Origin of the sequence: Spirillospora sp. NPDC048911 (assembly GCF_043198015.1) — a bacterium.
Lineage (GTDB): Bacteria > Actinomycetota > Actinomycetes > Streptosporangiales > Streptosporangiaceae > Spirillospora.
The window spans coordinates 62,246-77,362 of the sequence record NZ_JBICUD010000002.1 but is presented as its reverse complement, the minus strand read 5'-3'; the positions used below and the strand labels follow the sequence as shown (position 1 = coordinate 77,362).

Genomic DNA, 15,117 nt, shown 5'->3' with positions numbered 1-15,117 from the left:
TCGCTAGCCTGTCAGGCATGATTCGGGCTGCGACTCCTGACGATGTCCCTGCGATCCTGCGGCTCGTGCACGAGCTCGCCACCTACGAGCGAGCGGCCCACGAGGTGAAGGCCACCGAGGAGGATCTGCGCGGCAGCCTCTTCGCGGCCGAGCCGAAGGCCTTCGCGCATGTCGCCGAGCACCAGGGCGAGGTCGTGGGCTTCGCGCTCTGGTTCCTGTCGTTCTCCACGTGGCTCGGCAAGCACGGGATCTACCTGGAGGATCTCTACGTCAGCCCGAACGTGCGCGGGCATGGCTACGGCAAGGCGCTCCTGACCGAACTCGCCCGCATCGCCGTGGAACGGGGATACGGGCGAGTCGAATGGTCGGTGCTCGACTGGAACACCCCGGCCATCGGCTTCTACAAGTCACTGGGCGCGGGGCGGCAGGACGAGTGGACCGTCCACCGCCTGACCGGCGAGCCCCTCCGGGAGCTCGGCACCACCCCGCGCACCTGACCCCGGAGCAACCGACCTCAGAGCCCGCCTGACCTCCGGCCTGCCCGGCCTCAGAGCTCGCTGAGCGTGACGGTCGGATCCGCCCACCGTTCGTTCGGGACGAGCGGGTACCAGCCGGGCCGCCCCGGGTCGCGGTCGTACGGATAGCCGCCCAGCTCGCGGTAGAGCTCGACGTACTCCGCGACCTTGTCACGGTCCAACCGGACTCCCAGGCCCGGCCCGGTCGGCACGGGGATCCTGCCGTCCACGTAGCGCAGCTTGCCTCCCTCGATCACGTCGTCGGCGAGGTGGTGGTAGTGCGCGTCGGCGGCGTAGGTGAGGTTGGGCAGGACCGCCCCGAGGTGCAGCATCGTGGCGAGCTGGATGCCCAGCTCGCCCGACGAGTGCACCGAGACCCCGACCTGGAACGTCTCGCAGACCCCGGCCGCCTTGACGCAGGCCCGGATGCCGCCCCAGAACGTCGTGTCGAGCAGCACCACGTCGGCGCTGCGGCGCAGCACGTTGGCGGCGAGCTGCTCGAAGTTGACCACGACGGTGTTGGTCGCGAGGGGAACGTTGACCCGTTCGCGAACCAGCCGGAGACCCTCCAGCCCCAGCACGGGGTCTTCGAGGTAGTCGTTGTTGAGGTGCTCGATGGCCTTGCCGAAGCGGAGGCCCTCGTCCATGCTCAGCACCGCGTTCGGGTCGTAGCGGAGCCGGTCATCCGGGAACGCCTCGGCCAGCGCCAGGTAGCACTCCAGCTCGTAGCCGGGCGGGAACACCCCGCCCTTGAGCTTGTGCACCGAGAACCCGTGCTCCTCCTTGAGCGCGCGGGCGTGCGCGACGAGCTGCTCGGGCGTGCGCACCTCGGCCGCCTTCGGCCCGGGGTACCGGTAGAAGAGGTACGAGGCGAACGGGACGGTGTCCCGGATCTTGCCGCCCAGCAGGTCGTACGCGGGGACGCCGAGGTGCTGCCCGATGAGGTCGATGCAGGCGAACTCGATCGCGGCCAGCATCTGCGTGCGGTTGTTGTAGAGGCTGGCCGTCGGGTTGGCGATCTTGAAGCGGAGCGCCTCCAGCTCGAACGGGTCGTGTCCCTCCAGGTAGGGCGCCAGGGCGCGGAACGCGGCTTCGGCGCTCTCTCCCCCGCCGCCCATCTCGCCCAGCCCGACGAGCCCGTTGTCCGCCTCGACCTCGACGATCGTGCGGACGAAGCGGCCCCAGTGGGCCCCGTTGCTGTGCAGCAGCGGCGCTTCGAGCGGCACCGCGACGGTGGTGGCCCGGATGTCGGTGATCTTCACTACAGGTTCCCCTTCACCGTGACGGCGACGATCCCGCAGGCGGGCAGGCGGACGATCGCGGCGCCGTCGCGGACCGGCGCCTCCTCGACGTCACGGCCGAGACCGGAGTCGACCAGGGCCCGGCGGAGCCGGGGCACCTGAAGGCCGGCCTCCACCGGCCCGTCGGCCAGCGACTGCAACCGGACGACGAGATCGCCGTCCACCCGGCCGATCGAGGTGACCAGCACGTCCGGGTCGTCGACGGAGACGAAGACGCCCGTGGCGGGCGCCTCGTCCTCGCCGGTCGCGAGGGTCGCGACGAAGGCGTCGGTGAGCCCGGCGGCGGTCGCCGCGCCCAGCCGACGTCCCGGTACGCCGCCCGTGGCCGATGCGACGGCGTACCGGAACGTGGTCTCTCCCGACTGCTGCGACGGGAAGTTGGTGTCCCAGATGTTGTTGAGCGCCCAGGAGTAGATCGTGGACGGCTCGACGTCGAGGGTCGGCGGGAACGGCGCGTACGGCATATGAATCGAGCCGAACTGCACGAGCGGCGCCTCCAGCGTCGCCCACGCCACCGTCAGGCCGGCGTCCTCGAACGCCGTCCAGTGCCGGATCGGCCGCATGTGCTCCGCGGATCCCGGCACGCTCGGCAGGTGCGTGCCGCCGACGCCTCCCGTGAGTTCCCACACCGACGGCGGCCCGCTGACCGCGAGGGGGAACGCGAAGAACACCGCCTCCTTGGCCGCCGTCGGCTGCTTTCCGAGCTGGAAGCGGAGATCGAGCCGCGGGACGCCCGCGTACAGGTCGATCGTCGTCCGCAACCAGTCGACGCCCTTGCCGGTCAGCTCCACCACGAGCCGTTCTCCGGCGGGCGTGCGTTCGCACTTGACCACGCCGGCGTTCCTGCCGATCGCGCGGTCGCCCAGAAGTGTCTTGTCATGAACGAGCATGTGCCCGGACATGTGGTTGAAATGTGGCGCGGTGGCGTACCGGTCGTAGATGTACTGCCCGAAGCCCGCCGCCGCGTCGGCGTTCACCAGCTCGCGGCCCGCGGCCTTGTCGAAGATCGAGCTGATGTACCCCTCGGCGAGGTCGTAGGTCACCCGGTAGTACTCGTTCTCGATCACGCCGTCGCGACCAAGATTGATCGGCTCGGGCGCGGGAGCGTCACCGCGGACCACGTCCAGCCGCACGTGGCCGAGCCCCGGCACGTCCGGGACGACCGCCTCCAGATGGCGGCCGATCGGGCGGGTGGGCCACTCGTCCGGGTCGACCTCCTCCTCGCGGTGCGGCACGGGCTCGCCCGTCCGGGCGTCCACGAGCGTGATCGGGACGTCCACGGCGACCACGTCGCGGGGCAGGAACGCCCGCGCCACGTCGGTGCGGGCGAACGTGCCCGGGTTGACGACGACGAACGAGGCGAGCGCGTCACCCGCCGGTCCCCATGTGGCGCCGAAGCGGCGGGAACCCGCCTGGAGCAGGTCGAGGGCGTCGTCGTACGACTGGTAGCCCACCGCGGACTTGCGGGTCCACTGCAGGCCGCCCGAGTCGCCGCCCTCCTCGGCGTCCTCCCACGGGTTGGCGGCGCCCCAGGTGTGCTCGTCGAAGAGCGCGGCCTTGTCGTAGGCCTCGTCCACCCCTTCGGCCGTCGCCCCGGCGAGGGAGTGCAGGGTCTCGGCGGAGCGCAGCACGTTCTGGGCCCGCCGGACGTAGCCGAGCGGCCGGGCGCCGGAGCCGAGCCCGTCGGCCCACCAGTCCGTCCAGTCGCCCTCGTGAACCTGCAGCTGGTCGAGGTGGTGCTCCTCGACGTGCTCGAAGAAGTCGGCGTTGGTCGCCATGCGGAGCCGCGGGTACGCCCACGTCTCGTTCCACCGGCGCGCGATCTCGGCGGGCATGATCGACGGCCCGGCGTTGTCGGCGTGCGCGCCCTGCACCCGCAGGTGCACCGCGTCCAGCACGTCGGGCGCCTTGGCCGCGCCCACCTGCCCGGGCGCCGCGTACCAGCCGAACGTGCCCGGCCCGTACGGGTAGGGACGGTCGGCGAGCGAGCCCAGGTAGCGCGGCAGCAGGTCTTCGGCCAGGTCGTAGCCGTCGACCAGGCCGACGGTGTTGCCCTCCATGTAGGCCATGCCGTGCGGGGTGTCGGTGAACCACACCAGCAGCTCGCGGCCGCTCGGGGCCCGCCAGCGGAACGGCCGGCCGAGCTTGTCGCCGCCCGTGATGTACGGGACGGATCGCCCGGCCCAGTTGTGCGCCGCCGCCAGGTACCGCACACCGGCCGCGTTGAGCGCGTCCACGACGCCCACGACCGCGCCCGGGATGTCGGTGTGCATCGCCGACCGCACGTCGATGCCGTACACCGAACGCAGCTGCTCGACGAACCGCAGCTGGCGGTAGAGCTCCTCGGCCGAGCACGCCTCGGTGTGCAGCTGCATGGGGAACGCGGTGACCTCGATCTGGCCCGCCTGGGAGGCCCGCACGAAGTCGGCGACCATGTCGTCCGGCCGGGCGGCGAGCCAGCGGAGCGCGGGCATCGACGACTCCACCGACCAGCGGAACCGCGCGTCGTCCGGCCAGTCCGCGGTCTCGTCCGCCAGCCGCACCGCCGCGTCCAGGTAGTCGAGGTGGTGCCGGAGCACCGTCCCCTGGGTGTCGGTGTAGCCGATGTCGAGGTGGGAGTGGTGGACGACGAAGACGTTCCACTTGCGCTGCGGCGTGACGTCCAGCGGCGCGGCGCCGACCAGCCCCGTGACGTCGCGCACCCGCAACGTCAGCCGTCGCGTCTCGGCGACCTCCGGGACGAGCAGGGTCGCACGTCCCGCGTCGTCCGTCCGTCCCGTGGCGACGCCGGCGCCGTCTCCGTCTTCCAGAGCGAGATCGAGCCCGGCGTTGGCCTCGCCGGTCACGTCGATCCGCACGACCTGCCGCAGCCCGCCGTTGTCCCGCCTGAACAGCGGCAGCACGGCGGCACGGACGGCGAGCCCGCGCACGGCGAGGACCTCGACCGAGGAGTCCTGGCGCAGCGCGTCCCGGATCCCGTCGTAGTCGGGTGATCCGAGACTGGCCTGCAACAGACGGCTCGTCATATTTCCCCTTGCACGAATGAGAGCTGACTAGAAGGAGCTGGTGGAAGAGCGATCAGAGCTGGGCGATCGAGAGACCCCGCGCGAACAGGCGCTGGGTCACCAGGAAGAGCACGACGGTCGGCAGCGACACCACGAGCCCGGCGGCCAGCGCGATCGGCACGGGCGTGCCCGCGTAGACGTCGGTCGTCAACGCGGCGATCTCCGCCATGACCGGCCGCGAGGACTCCGACTGCGTCAGCGTCAGGCCGAACAGCAGGTCGTTCCAGGTGAAGGTGAACTCGAAGATGAACACCGCCGCCAGCGCCGGCCACGAGACCGGCAGGAAGATCCGCACGAAGACGCGCAGCGTGGACGCGCCGTCCATCCGCGCGGCCTCGAAGATCGAGGCCGCCACCCCGCCGTAGAAGTTGCGCATGACCAGCGCCGCGAACGGGATGTTGATCGCCAGATGGATCAGGATCATGCCGAGCCGCGAGTCGTACAGCGGGGTCTTGCTGTAGCCGACGAACAGGGGCACCAGCAGCATCTGGAACGGGAAGATCGACCCGCCGTAGATGACCATGAACCAGGCGAAGCCGTGCTTCAGCCGCAGCACCACGATCGCGTACCCGGCGAGCGCGCCGAGCAGCACGGCGAGCGCCGGCGACACCAGCGCGTAGAGCATCGTGCTGAACAGGCTCTGCGCGATGTCGGTGCGCTCCCAGACCTCCGAGATGTTGTCGAACAGCGCGAAGCTGCCGGACGGCTTGATCGCCTCGGACGGCTTGTACTCGTCGGCGGGCCGGAACGCGTTCGCCAAGATCAGGTACGTCGGGAACAGCCAGATCAGCCCGAGCCCGGCGAGCACGGCCCTGCGCAGGATCGCGCTGGCGGGATTGGCGCCCATCAGCCGTCCTCCTTCCCGATCTGGCGGCGCATGTAGGCGTACGAGGCGAGCCCGGTGACGGTCGTGAGCAGCACCGCGACCGCCGAGCCGTAGCCGTACTCGTCGGCCACGAACACGTCGCGGTACATGGTCACCGCGAGGGTCTCCGAGGTCCGGCCGGGACCGCCCTGGGTCATCACCCAGACGATGTCGAACGTCTTGAGGCTCGCCACCAGCGCCAGCCCGACCACCACGGTCGTCAGCGGGCGCATCAGCGGCCAGAGCACGTGCCGGAACAGCCGCCAGCCGGAGGCGCCGTCGATCCGGGCGGCCTCGATCGGGGCGCGCGGGATCGACTGCAGGCCGACCACGAACAGCAGCATGTTGACGCCGAGCTGCTGCCAGGTCCACACCAGCAACATGGCGATGGTGTTCTCCGGGCCGTCGTTCAGGAACGACATGTCGCCGCCCGGCATCCCGAGGAACGTCAGCGCCTGGTTGGCGACGCCCTCGGGCTGCAGGATGAAGCCCCAGACGAGCCCCAGCCCGGCCCCGGACAGGGCGTACGGCAGCAGGAACGGCAGGCGGAACCACGAGCCGCCCTTGATGTCGTACGAGAGCACCGCGACCAGCAGGCCCAGCCCGACCGGGAGCACCGTCGTGCCGATCACCCACAGCAGGGTGTTGCGGATCGAGGTGATCAGCGCCTCGTCCTCGAACAGGCGGGTGTAGTTGTCCAGCCCGATGAACTCCGGCGAGCCGAGGCCGTCGTAGCGGGTCAGGCTCAGCCAGGCCGTCCAGACGAACGGCAGGTAGAGCAGGACCGCGACGAGCAGGAGCGCGGGCGTGACGTAGCCGTAGCGGAACCGGCCGAAGAGCGCGTAGGCGCCGCCGGGCCGGTGCGGGCCGGTCCGGTGGCCCCCGTTCCCGGCGCCGCGGCGCTTGGTGCGCGCCGCGGCGGGCCGGGACGGGGAAGTGGAAGAGGTATGTTGCACGGTCATCCCCGGGCTAGTTTCCCTGGGTCTTCCAGTACTGCGCGTTGGCCTTCTGGATCGTCTCCAGCACCTTCATGTAGGTGTCGGGCTTGACCGTGAAGCCGCTGAGGCCGTCCAGGGCGGCGGTGAGCACCGGGGCGGGGGCCGCCTCGAAGTACCGCTGCACCAGCCGGTACTGCCCGCTGCCCGCCTCCTTCGTGATCTTGCCGAGCTCCGGCTGGGCGATCTTCACCCGCGGGTTGCCGGAGACGTCGCCGCGCGAGTTGGCCCACTTCTCCTGGGCGGCGGGGGTGACCCACCACTTCAGGAACTTGGTGCTGGCCTCCTTGTCGGGCGCCTTGGTGAGCGAGCACAGCGGCCCGCTTTCGAAGACGAGCGACGTCTTGGGCAGCGCGGGGTCGACGTTGGGGATGAAGAAGAACCCGTAGTCCTCGCCGAGCTTGAGCTGCCGCTGGGTCATGCTGGTGTTGAACCAAGTGCCCGAGGAGACCATCGCGGCCTTGCCGCTCTTGAAGTGGTCGGCGGGGTCGGCCTTGTCGCCGGGGTTGCTGAACCACCCGGCGTCGATCATCGTCTTCCACCGCTTCATGACGTCCACGACGCCCGGGTCGGTGTAGGACGCCTGGCCGGTGCCGAGCTTCTCGTACAGGTCAGGGTTCGTGCCGGCGAGCAGCTGCTCGAACCACACGAACGAGAACAGCGAGGTCGGCGTCGTGTGGTTGAACGGCGTCTCGCCCTTGGACTTCAGCGTCCGCGCGATGTTCTCCAGGTCCGCCCAGGTCTTCGGCGGCTCCAGCTTGTACTTCGCGAACATCTTCTTGTTGTAGAACATGCCCCAGTAGGCGGTGTTCAGCGGGACGCAGTACTGCTTGCCGTCGATCGTGTAGTACTTGGCGAGATCCGCGGACAGGTCACCGCTCTTGATCGCCGCCTGCCAGATGTCGGTGGTGTCGGCCACCTGCTTCTGCTTGACGATCTCGGTCAGCCGGCCGCCGGTGGACCAGGTGAACAGGTCCGGCTTGACCTTGGTCCGGAACGAGGCCTTGATGAACGCGGTGTAGGTGGGCTCGTCGGTGTAGCCCACCGGCTTCATGCCGAGCCCGATCTCCGTCTTCGACTGGGCCCCCATCTGGTCGAAGAACTGCGACCAGGCTCCCTTGTCGTTGTAGAGCTTGAGCTCGGACTTGGACCCGCCGGAATCATCGCCGGACGAGCAGCTCGCGAGGGCGAGCATCGCCGCGCCGGTCGCGAGCGCGGTCACCCGCAGACGCATCGACGGCATCATGGGGCCTCCTAGAGGTGGGTGGGGTGCCAGGAGTCGGAACGGACGGTTGGTGAAGGGACGGTGCGTGAACTGAGGGTCGGCTGTGAAGCCGCCGGCCCTGCGCGGGCGGGCGGCCCGGGTGGAACGGGGGGTGGTGGAACGGGGTCAGGCGAGTCTGGCTTCGATGACGCTCTTCACGTCCAGCAGGTGGGCGCGCATGAGCTCCTCGGCGCGCTGCCCGTCGCCCGCCTCGATGGCACCGAGGATCGCCCGGTGCTCCTCGTGGTCGCGGGACCGGTCGTCGAAGAGACGGAGTATCTCCAGCTGCTCGGCGGCGTGCACCGAGAGCAGGGAGTCGACGACCTCGTTGAGCACGCCGTTGCCGGCCGCCGCGGCGGTCGCCCGGTGGAACGACCGGTTGGCCTGGTCGAGCTCGGCGTCCTCGCCGTGCAGGTGGCAGCCCGCCTGGTCGAGGACCGCCCGGAGGGTGGCGAGGTCGGAGGGGTCGGCCCGGCGGGCGGCCATCGCCGCCACCGGGGGTTCGATGAGCAGCCGCGCGTCCAGCAGCTGCAGCAGCTGGTCGCCTTGGAGCTCGCGGACGTTGGGATTGGGGATGACGACCCGTTCGAGGTCGGCTCCCACGTAGATGCCCGAGCCGTGCCGCATCTGGACCGCGCCGGTGGCCTCCAGCCGGCGCAGCGCCTCGCGCAGCGTCGGGGTGGTCACGGCGAAGCGCTCGGACAACTCCCGGGCCGAGGGCAGCCGGTCGCCGGGGCGGAGCCCGCCGGACCGGATCAGCTCCAGCACGCGCTCGGTGAGCGCGTCGGAGAGACTGGGCCGGGCCACATCCTGAGCCATCGACTACCTCGTTCTCGGAAAGAAGTTAAGTCATCTAATCACTTGATGTACTGCATGTCCAGGGATCGTGCGGGATCGCGAACGATCCCCGGGCCCTGCACCCGAAACCGACAACCCCCGGCGCAGTGCCGCACGCTGACCTGCGAGGGCCTCGCGGGCGACCGCCGCCGACTGCACGCCGTCGAACCCGTGGTAGACGTCCGGCACGTGGTGCAGCTCGGTCGGCACTCCGGCCTGGATGAGCCGCACCGCGTACGCCAGGTCCTCGTCGCGCAGCGGGTCGGCCTCCGCGACGAGCATGTACGCGGGCGGCAGCCCCGCCAGGTCGTCGGCGCGCGCCGGGGCCGCGTAGACGGGCGCCTCGCCGTGGTGCGGGCCGAGGTAGTGCCGCCACATGTGCGCCACATCGCCCCGGTTGAACAGCGGCGGCTCGACGAAGGCGCGCATCGACGGCGTGTCCATCCGGTCGTCCAGCACGGGATAGATGAGCAGCTGGAACGCCAGCGGCGGCCCGTCCTCGTCCCGGGCGCGCAGCGCGATCCCGGCGGCCAGCCCGCCGCCCGCGCTGCCGCCGCCGACACCGATCCGGCCGGGGTCGGCGCCGAGCTCCGCCGCGTTCTCGCGCACCCACACCGTCGCCGCGTAACCGTCGTCGAACGCGGCGGGGAACGGATGCTCTGGCGCGAGCCGGTAGTCGACGGAGACGACCACGATGCCCACCTCACCGGCGAAGTCGAGGCAGCGCACGTGCTCGTTCTCCAGATCGCCGGTGACGAAGCCGCCGCCGTGGAAGTAGACCAGCACCGGCAGTGCGAGCGAAGCGAGTGCTGACGGCGCTTCTGTTGCCGGGGGATCTGGGGGGTCGTCCCCCCGGATGGAGAACGGGACCTGCCCCCGCCGGTCCCTCGGCCGGTAGATCCGGATGGGGACCGGCGCCCCGGCCGGGCCGGGGATCTCACGATCCTCGACCTCGACCCGGGCATCGGCCACCGGCTCCGACAGCGCCTCGACGAGCGCGCGCATGGCGTCCCGCGCCGCGGCGGGATCCGCCAGGCTCACGTACGGCATCCCGGCGAGGGCGGCGGTCAGTTCCGGATCCATCGGTGTTCTCTCTTTCTCAGCCGGTCACTCTCAGCCGCTCACCGGAAGGTTGATGAACCGCGGGCGGTAGATGCTGACGTTCTTGTAGTTGTCGTTCTCCGTGCCGACGGTGGTGTCGAGGCTGTTGACGTTGTACGAGACGACGATGTTGTTCGAGGTCGTCATCGAGGCGTGGGCGTGGGCGTTGTAGGTGTAGATGTTCGGGTTGCCGGCGCCGGTCTCGGGCGTCCGGTACACCGTCTTCTCGTCGGTGAACGGCCCGCCTGGCGAGCAGGAGAGATAGGTGTCGATCTCGGTGCTGAACGCGTCCTTGGTGTCCTGGGTCAGCAGGATGTAGAAGTTGCCGCGCTTGGACACGCTGAACTCGTTCGACACGCCGCTCAGCATCCGCACCGCGGCCGCCTCCGACGTCGAGTCGAAGTCGCCGCTCGAGGTGCGGTAGTACCAGGTGCCGCGCAGGTCGGTGCCGGAGACGCGGGCGATGTAGAGGTGCTTGCCCGCGGTGCCGAGGTCCTCGGTGCCGTAGATGTAGGTGTAGCCGCCGTCCCTGAGGAGCGCCGAGCCCCACATGATCTGCCGGCTGGACGGCAGGTCCGTCACCGAGACCGGCTGGTTGAGGTTGCTCGTCGCGAAGCGGGCGAGCACGTTGCGCTCGAACTTGAGGTTCCAGGCGCCGCCGACCCAGTACTCCCGGTAGGGCTGCTGCACCTCACTGCCGTTCACGGTCATGTCGGCGGCCCAGTAGAGGTGCGAGGAGTCGCGCGGAGGCAGCAGCGCGGTGGGGTTGGCCGTCGTGCCACCGTGCGCGGTGGTCATCGTCCCGCTCGCGGTGCGCACGACGAAGGTGTTGTTGGGGAACGGGGTGGTGCCGCCGTCGGCGATGGTGAGCGGGCGGGTGCCGTTGTTGACCTGGCCGAGGAAGGTGTCGGAGAAGCCGAAGACCGTCCGGCCGTCCGGCAGCTTCACCGAGTAGGTGCTGTCGGCGCCCGTCCAGTCGTCGAGCCGGGCGTTGCTGTTGCCGTACGTGGTGAACGAGCTGTTGAGGGAGGTGTACGGGGAGGCCGTGCCGAAGGTCGGGGCCGCGCTGCCGTTGCACACCGGGGCGGCGGCAGCGGAGGCGGAGGCGGGCGGCGGGGCGAGGAGGACGGTGGCCAGCAGAGCCGAGGCCACCGCCGTCCGGGCAGCGCGAAGGGACAGGGGACGCATGCGAGAACTCCTTTGTGGGGGGGTGGAAAGGAGAAAACGGAGGTCTAGAGGTCGATCGCGGTGATGTGCCAGCGGCCGAGGTTCGCCACGTACGCCGTGGTCCCCTTGAACGCCAGGTTGGTCGGATGGCAGAGCAGGTGGGCGGTGGGGTCGTCGGCGACCACCTCGGCATTCCCGTCGGGTCGGACGCGCAGCACCTTGCTGGGCTCGTAGAGGGCGACGTAGAGGAGGCCGTCGGGACCGAAGCCGATCCCGTCGGGGACGGTGCCGGGCAGTTCGACGACGGTGCTGCGCTCGCCGGGGCTCCCGTCGGCGCGGATCTCGACACGGGTGACACCGGGCAGGAACGACTCGACGACGTAGAGGGACGACTCGTCCGGTGCCAGCGCGAGCCCGTTCGCGAACGCCATCGGGCGCTCGTCCCAGACCTCGCCGGCCCCGTCCAGCCCGTACCGGAACACCGCGGGCCCGGGCTCGTCGAGCTGGCGGCTGTCGGAGACGTACAGCCGGTCCTGCGCGTCGAACACCGCGTAGTTGGGGTTGCGGAAGCGATGGTCGCCCGCCCCGTCCGCGAACAGCTCCACCTTGCCGGTGGCGAGGTCGAGCCTGAACACGCCGGGATGGACGATGTCGCAGATGAACAGATAGGAGGCGGTCGGGTCGAAGGTGATGCCGAGCACGAAGCCGTTGGTGGTGGCGATCTGCTCGATCTTCGTGCCCGCCGGGTCGATGCGGTAGATCTGCCCGGCCTCGCCGCCGCACCAGACGCTGCCGTCCACCGGGTGCACGGCCACGCCCTCGGGATGGTCGAGGCGCGGGCTGGTGAAGAGTCCGTCGAAGAAGACGCGGGCTGTGGCCAACGGGGTGGGCATCAGACCTCCGGCAGGGCTGCGGGGTTGCGGGCGAGCAGGCCGCCGTCGACGCGGTGCTCGGCCCCGGTGATGAACGACGAGCGCGGCCCGGCGAGGAAGGCCACCAGTTCGGCGACCTCCGCGGCCCGCGCGACCCGGCCGAGCGGATGGGCCCGGCCCCACTCGGCGACCTGGTCGTCCCGGCTCGTGTCGCCGCGGAACAGGTCGGCGGCCCAGCGGAGCATCGGGGTGTCGACGGAGCCGGGGCACACCACGTTCGCCCTGATGCCGTCGGCGGCGTGGTCCAGGGCCATCGCGCGGGTGAGCCCGTTGATGGCCGACTTGCTCGCGGTGTAGGCGGCGACCCGGTCCTGCGAGGCGAACGCCTGGACCGACGACATCGTGACGATCGTCCCGCCGCCGCGCCGCCGCAACTCGGGGACGGCCGCCTTGCAGACGAGGAAGACGCCCTTGAGGTTGACGCCGAGCACCTCGTCCCAGAGCTCCTCGGTGGTGTCCTCGACGGTGCCGTACCGCTGGATGCCGGCGCACGTCACCACCGTGTCGAGGCCGCCGTGCCGGTCGGCCGCCGCCGCGACCAGGTCCCGCATCTGCGCGGCGTCGGTGACGTCCGCGACGGCTCCGGTGACGTCGTGCCCCTTGGCCCGGAGCTCGGCTTCGGCCGCGCGGACCGACTCCTCGTCCAGCCCGCAGAAGACCACCGCGGCGCCGTCGGCCGCCAGCCGTTCGACCACCGCCCGGCCGATCCCCAGCGAGCCTCCCGTGACGACGGCGACCTTGCCGTCGAACTCCCCGCTCAATGCCCCTCCGCTCAATTCCGCTCCTCCAGGACGCTCGCGCGCAGCCACAGCGATCTGGTCTCGTGCGGCTGCAGCGTGAGCGCCGATCCGTTCCGTACCGCCTCGGCCAGCCCCTCGGTCGGGTAACCGGCGAACGGCTCCAGGCCGACCACGTAGGCCCGGCCCCACCAGGGATGATCTCGGGAGGCGCCCAGCTCGCGCCACACCCAGAGGTGCTTCAGCACGGTCGCGTCCCAGGCGACCCGCAGCCCGAGCCCGTCCACCGGATCGGTGATCTCGTACCAGCCGTCCGGCCCGAAGCCCGTGAGGTAGTGGACGTCGCTCGGCTCGCCGTAGTCGGGGACCACGGTGAGCGCCTTCTCGGCGACGGCGGGATCGGCCTCGACGGCCGCCGGCAGCCGGATCTGGTGCCCGGGAAGCAGGAACGGGGCGCCGAAGACGATGTGGTGGCCCCACATGACCTCCAGCGGCACGCCCGACTCGTTCGCCAGTTCCTCGTCGATGAGCAGCTCGGGCCGCCCGGAGACCAGCCGGAACGTCTTGGTCACGCGCAGCGGCATCCGGCGCGAGCGCACGCTCAGCCGCACCGCGATCTCACCCGGCTCGTCGGTCACGATCTCCACGTCCCAGGGCAGCCCGGCCACCTCGCCGTGCTGCGCGAGCGCCGCGCCCCGGTGGGTGCTCGGCAGCCCGCCGTTGGGCAGCACCTCCTGCCAGCCGCCCTCGTAGTGGTCGAGGAAGGCCGCCACGTTGTCGGAGGCGCCGCCCGCCACGTCACGCGGGTTGCGGATCCCGTCCGGCGCCAGCCAGACGAAGTCCATGTCCCGCCGCTTGTAGCAGAACTCGGCGACGTCACCGCCCTTGTCCGCCAGCACGGTGACCCGCAGCAGTTCGTTCTCCAGCACCACGGCGCGCAGGCCGAACCAGGTGATCTCGTGCAGCCGGGCGCCCCAGTTGCGGGCCGGGCGGTGACGTCGGTGACTCATCGGTCAGCGGAACCTCACGTCGACGAAGCGGGGACGGTAGATGCTGCTGTCCGCGTAGTGGTCGGTGTTCTTCAGGCTGTTCACGTTGTACGACACCACGATGCGGCCCTTGGAGCTGAGCTCGGGGTGGGCGTGGGCGTTGTAGGTGAAGACGTTGGCGTTCTTGTAGGTGCCGGTCAGCCCGGTCTCGGGCGTGGTGTAGACGGTGGTCTTGCCTGTGAACGGGCCCTTCGGCGAGCAGGAGTAGTACGCCACGATTTTGGTGCTGAAGAGCTCCGTCGTGTCCTGCGTGATCAGGACGTAGCCACGGCCCAGCTTGCTGACGCTGTACTCGTTGGCGACGCCGTCCATTACGCGGGCCGAGTCGGCCTCACGCTTCGACCACCCCTGGCCCGTGTAGAACTCCCACCGGCCCTTCAGGCTGTTGCCCTTGACGCGGGCAAGGTGCATGTACTTGGTGTTGCCTTTGTCCTCGACGCCGTAGACGTAGATGGTGTGGCCCGAGCGCTCCAGCCACGACGCCCACGAGATGCCCTTGCTGGAAGGCAGCGGAGTCACGCTGGTGGGCTTGGAGAGACGCTTGGGCGAGAACTGCGCGAGCACGTTGCGCGACCACCGCCAGTCCCAGATGCCGGGGCCGAACCGCTCGTACTCCTGGTAGGTGGCCTGGACCTTGCCGCCCGCGGTGATGGCGTCCCCGGCCCAGTACCAGTGCTTGCTGTCGCGCGGCGGCATGATCGCCTTGGGCGCGTTCTTGGTGCCCCCGGTCACGGTGGTCAGCTTCTTGCCGTCCTTGACCACGAACGTGTTGTTGAGGAACGGGGTGGTGCCGCCCTCCTCGATGACAGGGGAACGCGAACCGTCCTTGTTCACCTTGCCGAGGAAGGTGTCGGAGAAGACGAAGGCGAGCCGGCCGTCGGGCAGCTGCGTCGAGTAGGTGCCGTCGGCGCCCGTCCAGTCGTCGACGCGCCTGTTGTCGGTCGCGTACCGGGTGAAGAGCCCGTTGAGCTCGGCGTCCGGCTTCGAGCTCTGGAAGGCCGGCATCCGGGCGCCGTCGCAGGTCGGCGGCGCCACGGCCGCGGACGTACGCGAGGCGGCGGCGGACGCCTGGCCCGGCTTGGGCGGTGCCGCGTTCGCCGGGACGAACGCGGTCGTGGACAGGGCCAGAGCCAGCGCACCGGCCGTGAGGCCGAGTGTTCTCCTCCGGAGTGCTCTGTTGTCACGCGGGGTGGGTTTGTGCACCTGAACCTCACGGGTCTCGTCGGTCACGATTCCATGGAGCTAGAAGTCTGGTCATTAGATGACTTGTTGTCTAGATGTATCGTGCT

13 protein-coding genes are annotated in these 15,117 nt (G+C 70.2%); 1 reads left to right on the top strand and 12 read right to left on the bottom strand.

Translation table 11 applies throughout. From position 1 onward, the window contains the following. Positions 1-17: 17 nt before the first annotated feature. Positions 18-497, top strand: coding sequence for a GNAT family N-acetyltransferase (locus tag ACGFNU_RS07585; RefSeq protein ID WP_392591175.1), 480 nt, complete (start codon positions 18-20; stop codon positions 495-497). 50 nt (positions 498-547) lie between these two features. Here the strand turns inward: ACGFNU_RS07585 and ACGFNU_RS07580 are convergent, their stop codons facing one another. The 12 genes from ACGFNU_RS07580 to ACGFNU_RS07525 all read right to left on the bottom strand — a co-directional run bounded on the left by ACGFNU_RS07580 (position 548) and on the right by ACGFNU_RS07525 (position 15,058). Next, entirely contained in the window at positions 548-1,777 is a 1,230-nt protein-coding gene (locus ACGFNU_RS07580) for an enolase C-terminal domain-like protein (RefSeq protein WP_392591173.1), read from the bottom strand. Beyond that, positions 1,777-4,842, bottom strand: coding sequence for a glycoside hydrolase family 38 C-terminal domain-containing protein (locus tag ACGFNU_RS07575; protein WP_392591171.1), 3,066 nt, complete (start codon positions 4,840-4,842; stop codon positions 1,777-1,779). Before ACGFNU_RS07575 ends, ACGFNU_RS07580 begins: the two co-directional genes overlap by 1 nt. Before the next feature lie 52 nt (positions 4,843-4,894). After that, complete coding sequence (locus ACGFNU_RS07570) at positions 4,895-5,728, bottom strand: carbohydrate ABC transporter permease (RefSeq protein ID WP_392591169.1); 834 nt, start codon at positions 5,726-5,728, stop codon at positions 4,895-4,897. Further along, positions 5,728-6,708 (bottom strand): carbohydrate ABC transporter permease, encoded by a 981-nt coding sequence (locus tag ACGFNU_RS07565; protein WP_392591167.1) that lies wholly within the window; start codon positions 6,706-6,708, stop codon positions 5,728-5,730. Before ACGFNU_RS07565 ends, ACGFNU_RS07570 begins: the two co-directional genes overlap by 1 nt. Positions 6,709-6,715: 7 nt before the next feature. Next, complete coding sequence (locus ACGFNU_RS07560; protein ID WP_392591166.1) at positions 6,716-7,975, bottom strand: ABC transporter substrate-binding protein; 1,260 nt, start codon at positions 7,973-7,975, stop codon at positions 6,716-6,718. Positions 7,976-8,131: 156 nt separating this feature from the next. After that, positions 8,132-8,824 carry a FadR/GntR family transcriptional regulator gene (locus ACGFNU_RS07555; RefSeq protein ID WP_392591164.1) on the bottom strand — a complete coding sequence of 231 codons (693 nt, stop codon included), beginning with the start codon at positions 8,822-8,824 and terminating at the stop codon, positions 8,132-8,134. Positions 8,825-8,854: 30 nt separating this feature from the next. Then, positions 8,855-9,925, bottom strand: coding sequence for an alpha/beta hydrolase (locus ACGFNU_RS07550; RefSeq protein WP_392591163.1), 1,071 nt, complete (start codon positions 9,923-9,925; stop codon positions 8,855-8,857). 30 nt (positions 9,926-9,955) lie between these two features. Beyond that, positions 9,956-11,131 (bottom strand): DUF5005 domain-containing protein, encoded by a 1,176-nt coding sequence (locus tag ACGFNU_RS07545; RefSeq protein WP_392591161.1) that lies wholly within the window; start codon positions 11,129-11,131, stop codon positions 9,956-9,958. Positions 11,132-11,175: 44 nt separating this feature from the next. Continuing rightward, positions 11,176-12,003, bottom strand: coding sequence for an SMP-30/gluconolactonase/LRE family protein (locus ACGFNU_RS07540; protein WP_392591159.1), 828 nt, complete (start codon positions 12,001-12,003; stop codon positions 11,176-11,178). Continuing rightward, on the bottom strand, positions 12,003-12,818 hold the full coding sequence (locus ACGFNU_RS07535; RefSeq protein WP_392591158.1) for an SDR family NAD(P)-dependent oxidoreductase: 816 nt from the start codon (positions 12,816-12,818) through the stop codon (positions 12,003-12,005). Before ACGFNU_RS07535 ends, ACGFNU_RS07540 begins: the two co-directional genes overlap by 1 nt. Beyond that, on the bottom strand, positions 12,815-13,789 hold the full coding sequence (locus tag ACGFNU_RS07530; RefSeq protein ID WP_392591156.1) for a DUF4432 family protein: 975 nt from the start codon (positions 13,787-13,789) through the stop codon (positions 12,815-12,817). The genes ACGFNU_RS07535 and ACGFNU_RS07530 overlap by 4 nt, the downstream gene beginning before the upstream one ends. Positions 13,790-13,792: 3 nt before the next feature. Next, on the bottom strand, positions 13,793-15,058 hold the full coding sequence (locus ACGFNU_RS07525; protein WP_392591154.1) for a DUF4185 domain-containing protein: 1,266 nt from the start codon (positions 15,056-15,058) through the stop codon (positions 13,793-13,795). Positions 15,059-15,117: the final 59 nt, after the last annotated feature.

Excerpts from the sequence above, each read along its gene's own strand:
- ACGFNU_RS07585 (WP_392591175.1), top strand. The coding sequence starts at position 18 with ATGATTCGGGCTGCGACTCCTGACGATGTCCCTGCGATCCTGCGGCTC.
- ACGFNU_RS07575 (WP_392591171.1), bottom strand. The coding sequence starts at position 4,842 with ATGACGAGCCGTCTGTTGCAGGCCAGTCTCGGATCACCCGACTACGAC.
- ACGFNU_RS07570 (WP_392591169.1), bottom strand. The coding sequence starts at position 5,728 with ATGGGCGCCAATCCCGCCAGCGCGATCCTGCGCAGGGCCGTGCTCGCC.
- ACGFNU_RS07565 (WP_392591167.1), bottom strand. The coding sequence starts at position 6,708 with ATGACCGTGCAACATACCTCTTCCACTTCCCCGTCCCGGCCCGCCGCG.
- ACGFNU_RS07560 (WP_392591166.1), bottom strand. The coding sequence starts at position 7,975 with ATGCGTCTGCGGGTGACCGCGCTCGCGACCGGCGCGGCGATGCTCGCC.
- ACGFNU_RS07555 (WP_392591164.1), bottom strand. The coding sequence starts at position 8,824 with ATGGCTCAGGATGTGGCCCGGCCCAGTCTCTCCGACGCGCTCACCGAG.
- ACGFNU_RS07550 (WP_392591163.1), bottom strand. The coding sequence starts at position 9,925 with ATGGATCCGGAACTGACCGCCGCCCTCGCCGGGATGCCGTACGTGAGC.
- ACGFNU_RS07545 (WP_392591161.1), bottom strand. The coding sequence starts at position 11,131 with ATGCGTCCCCTGTCCCTTCGCGCTGCCCGGACGGCGGTGGCCTCGGCT.
- ACGFNU_RS07540 (WP_392591159.1), bottom strand. The coding sequence starts at position 12,003 with ATGCCCACCCCGTTGGCCACAGCCCGCGTCTTCTTCGACGGACTCTTC.
- ACGFNU_RS07530 (WP_392591156.1), bottom strand. The coding sequence starts at position 13,789 with ATGAGTCACCGACGTCACCGCCCGGCCCGCAACTGGGGCGCCCGGCTG.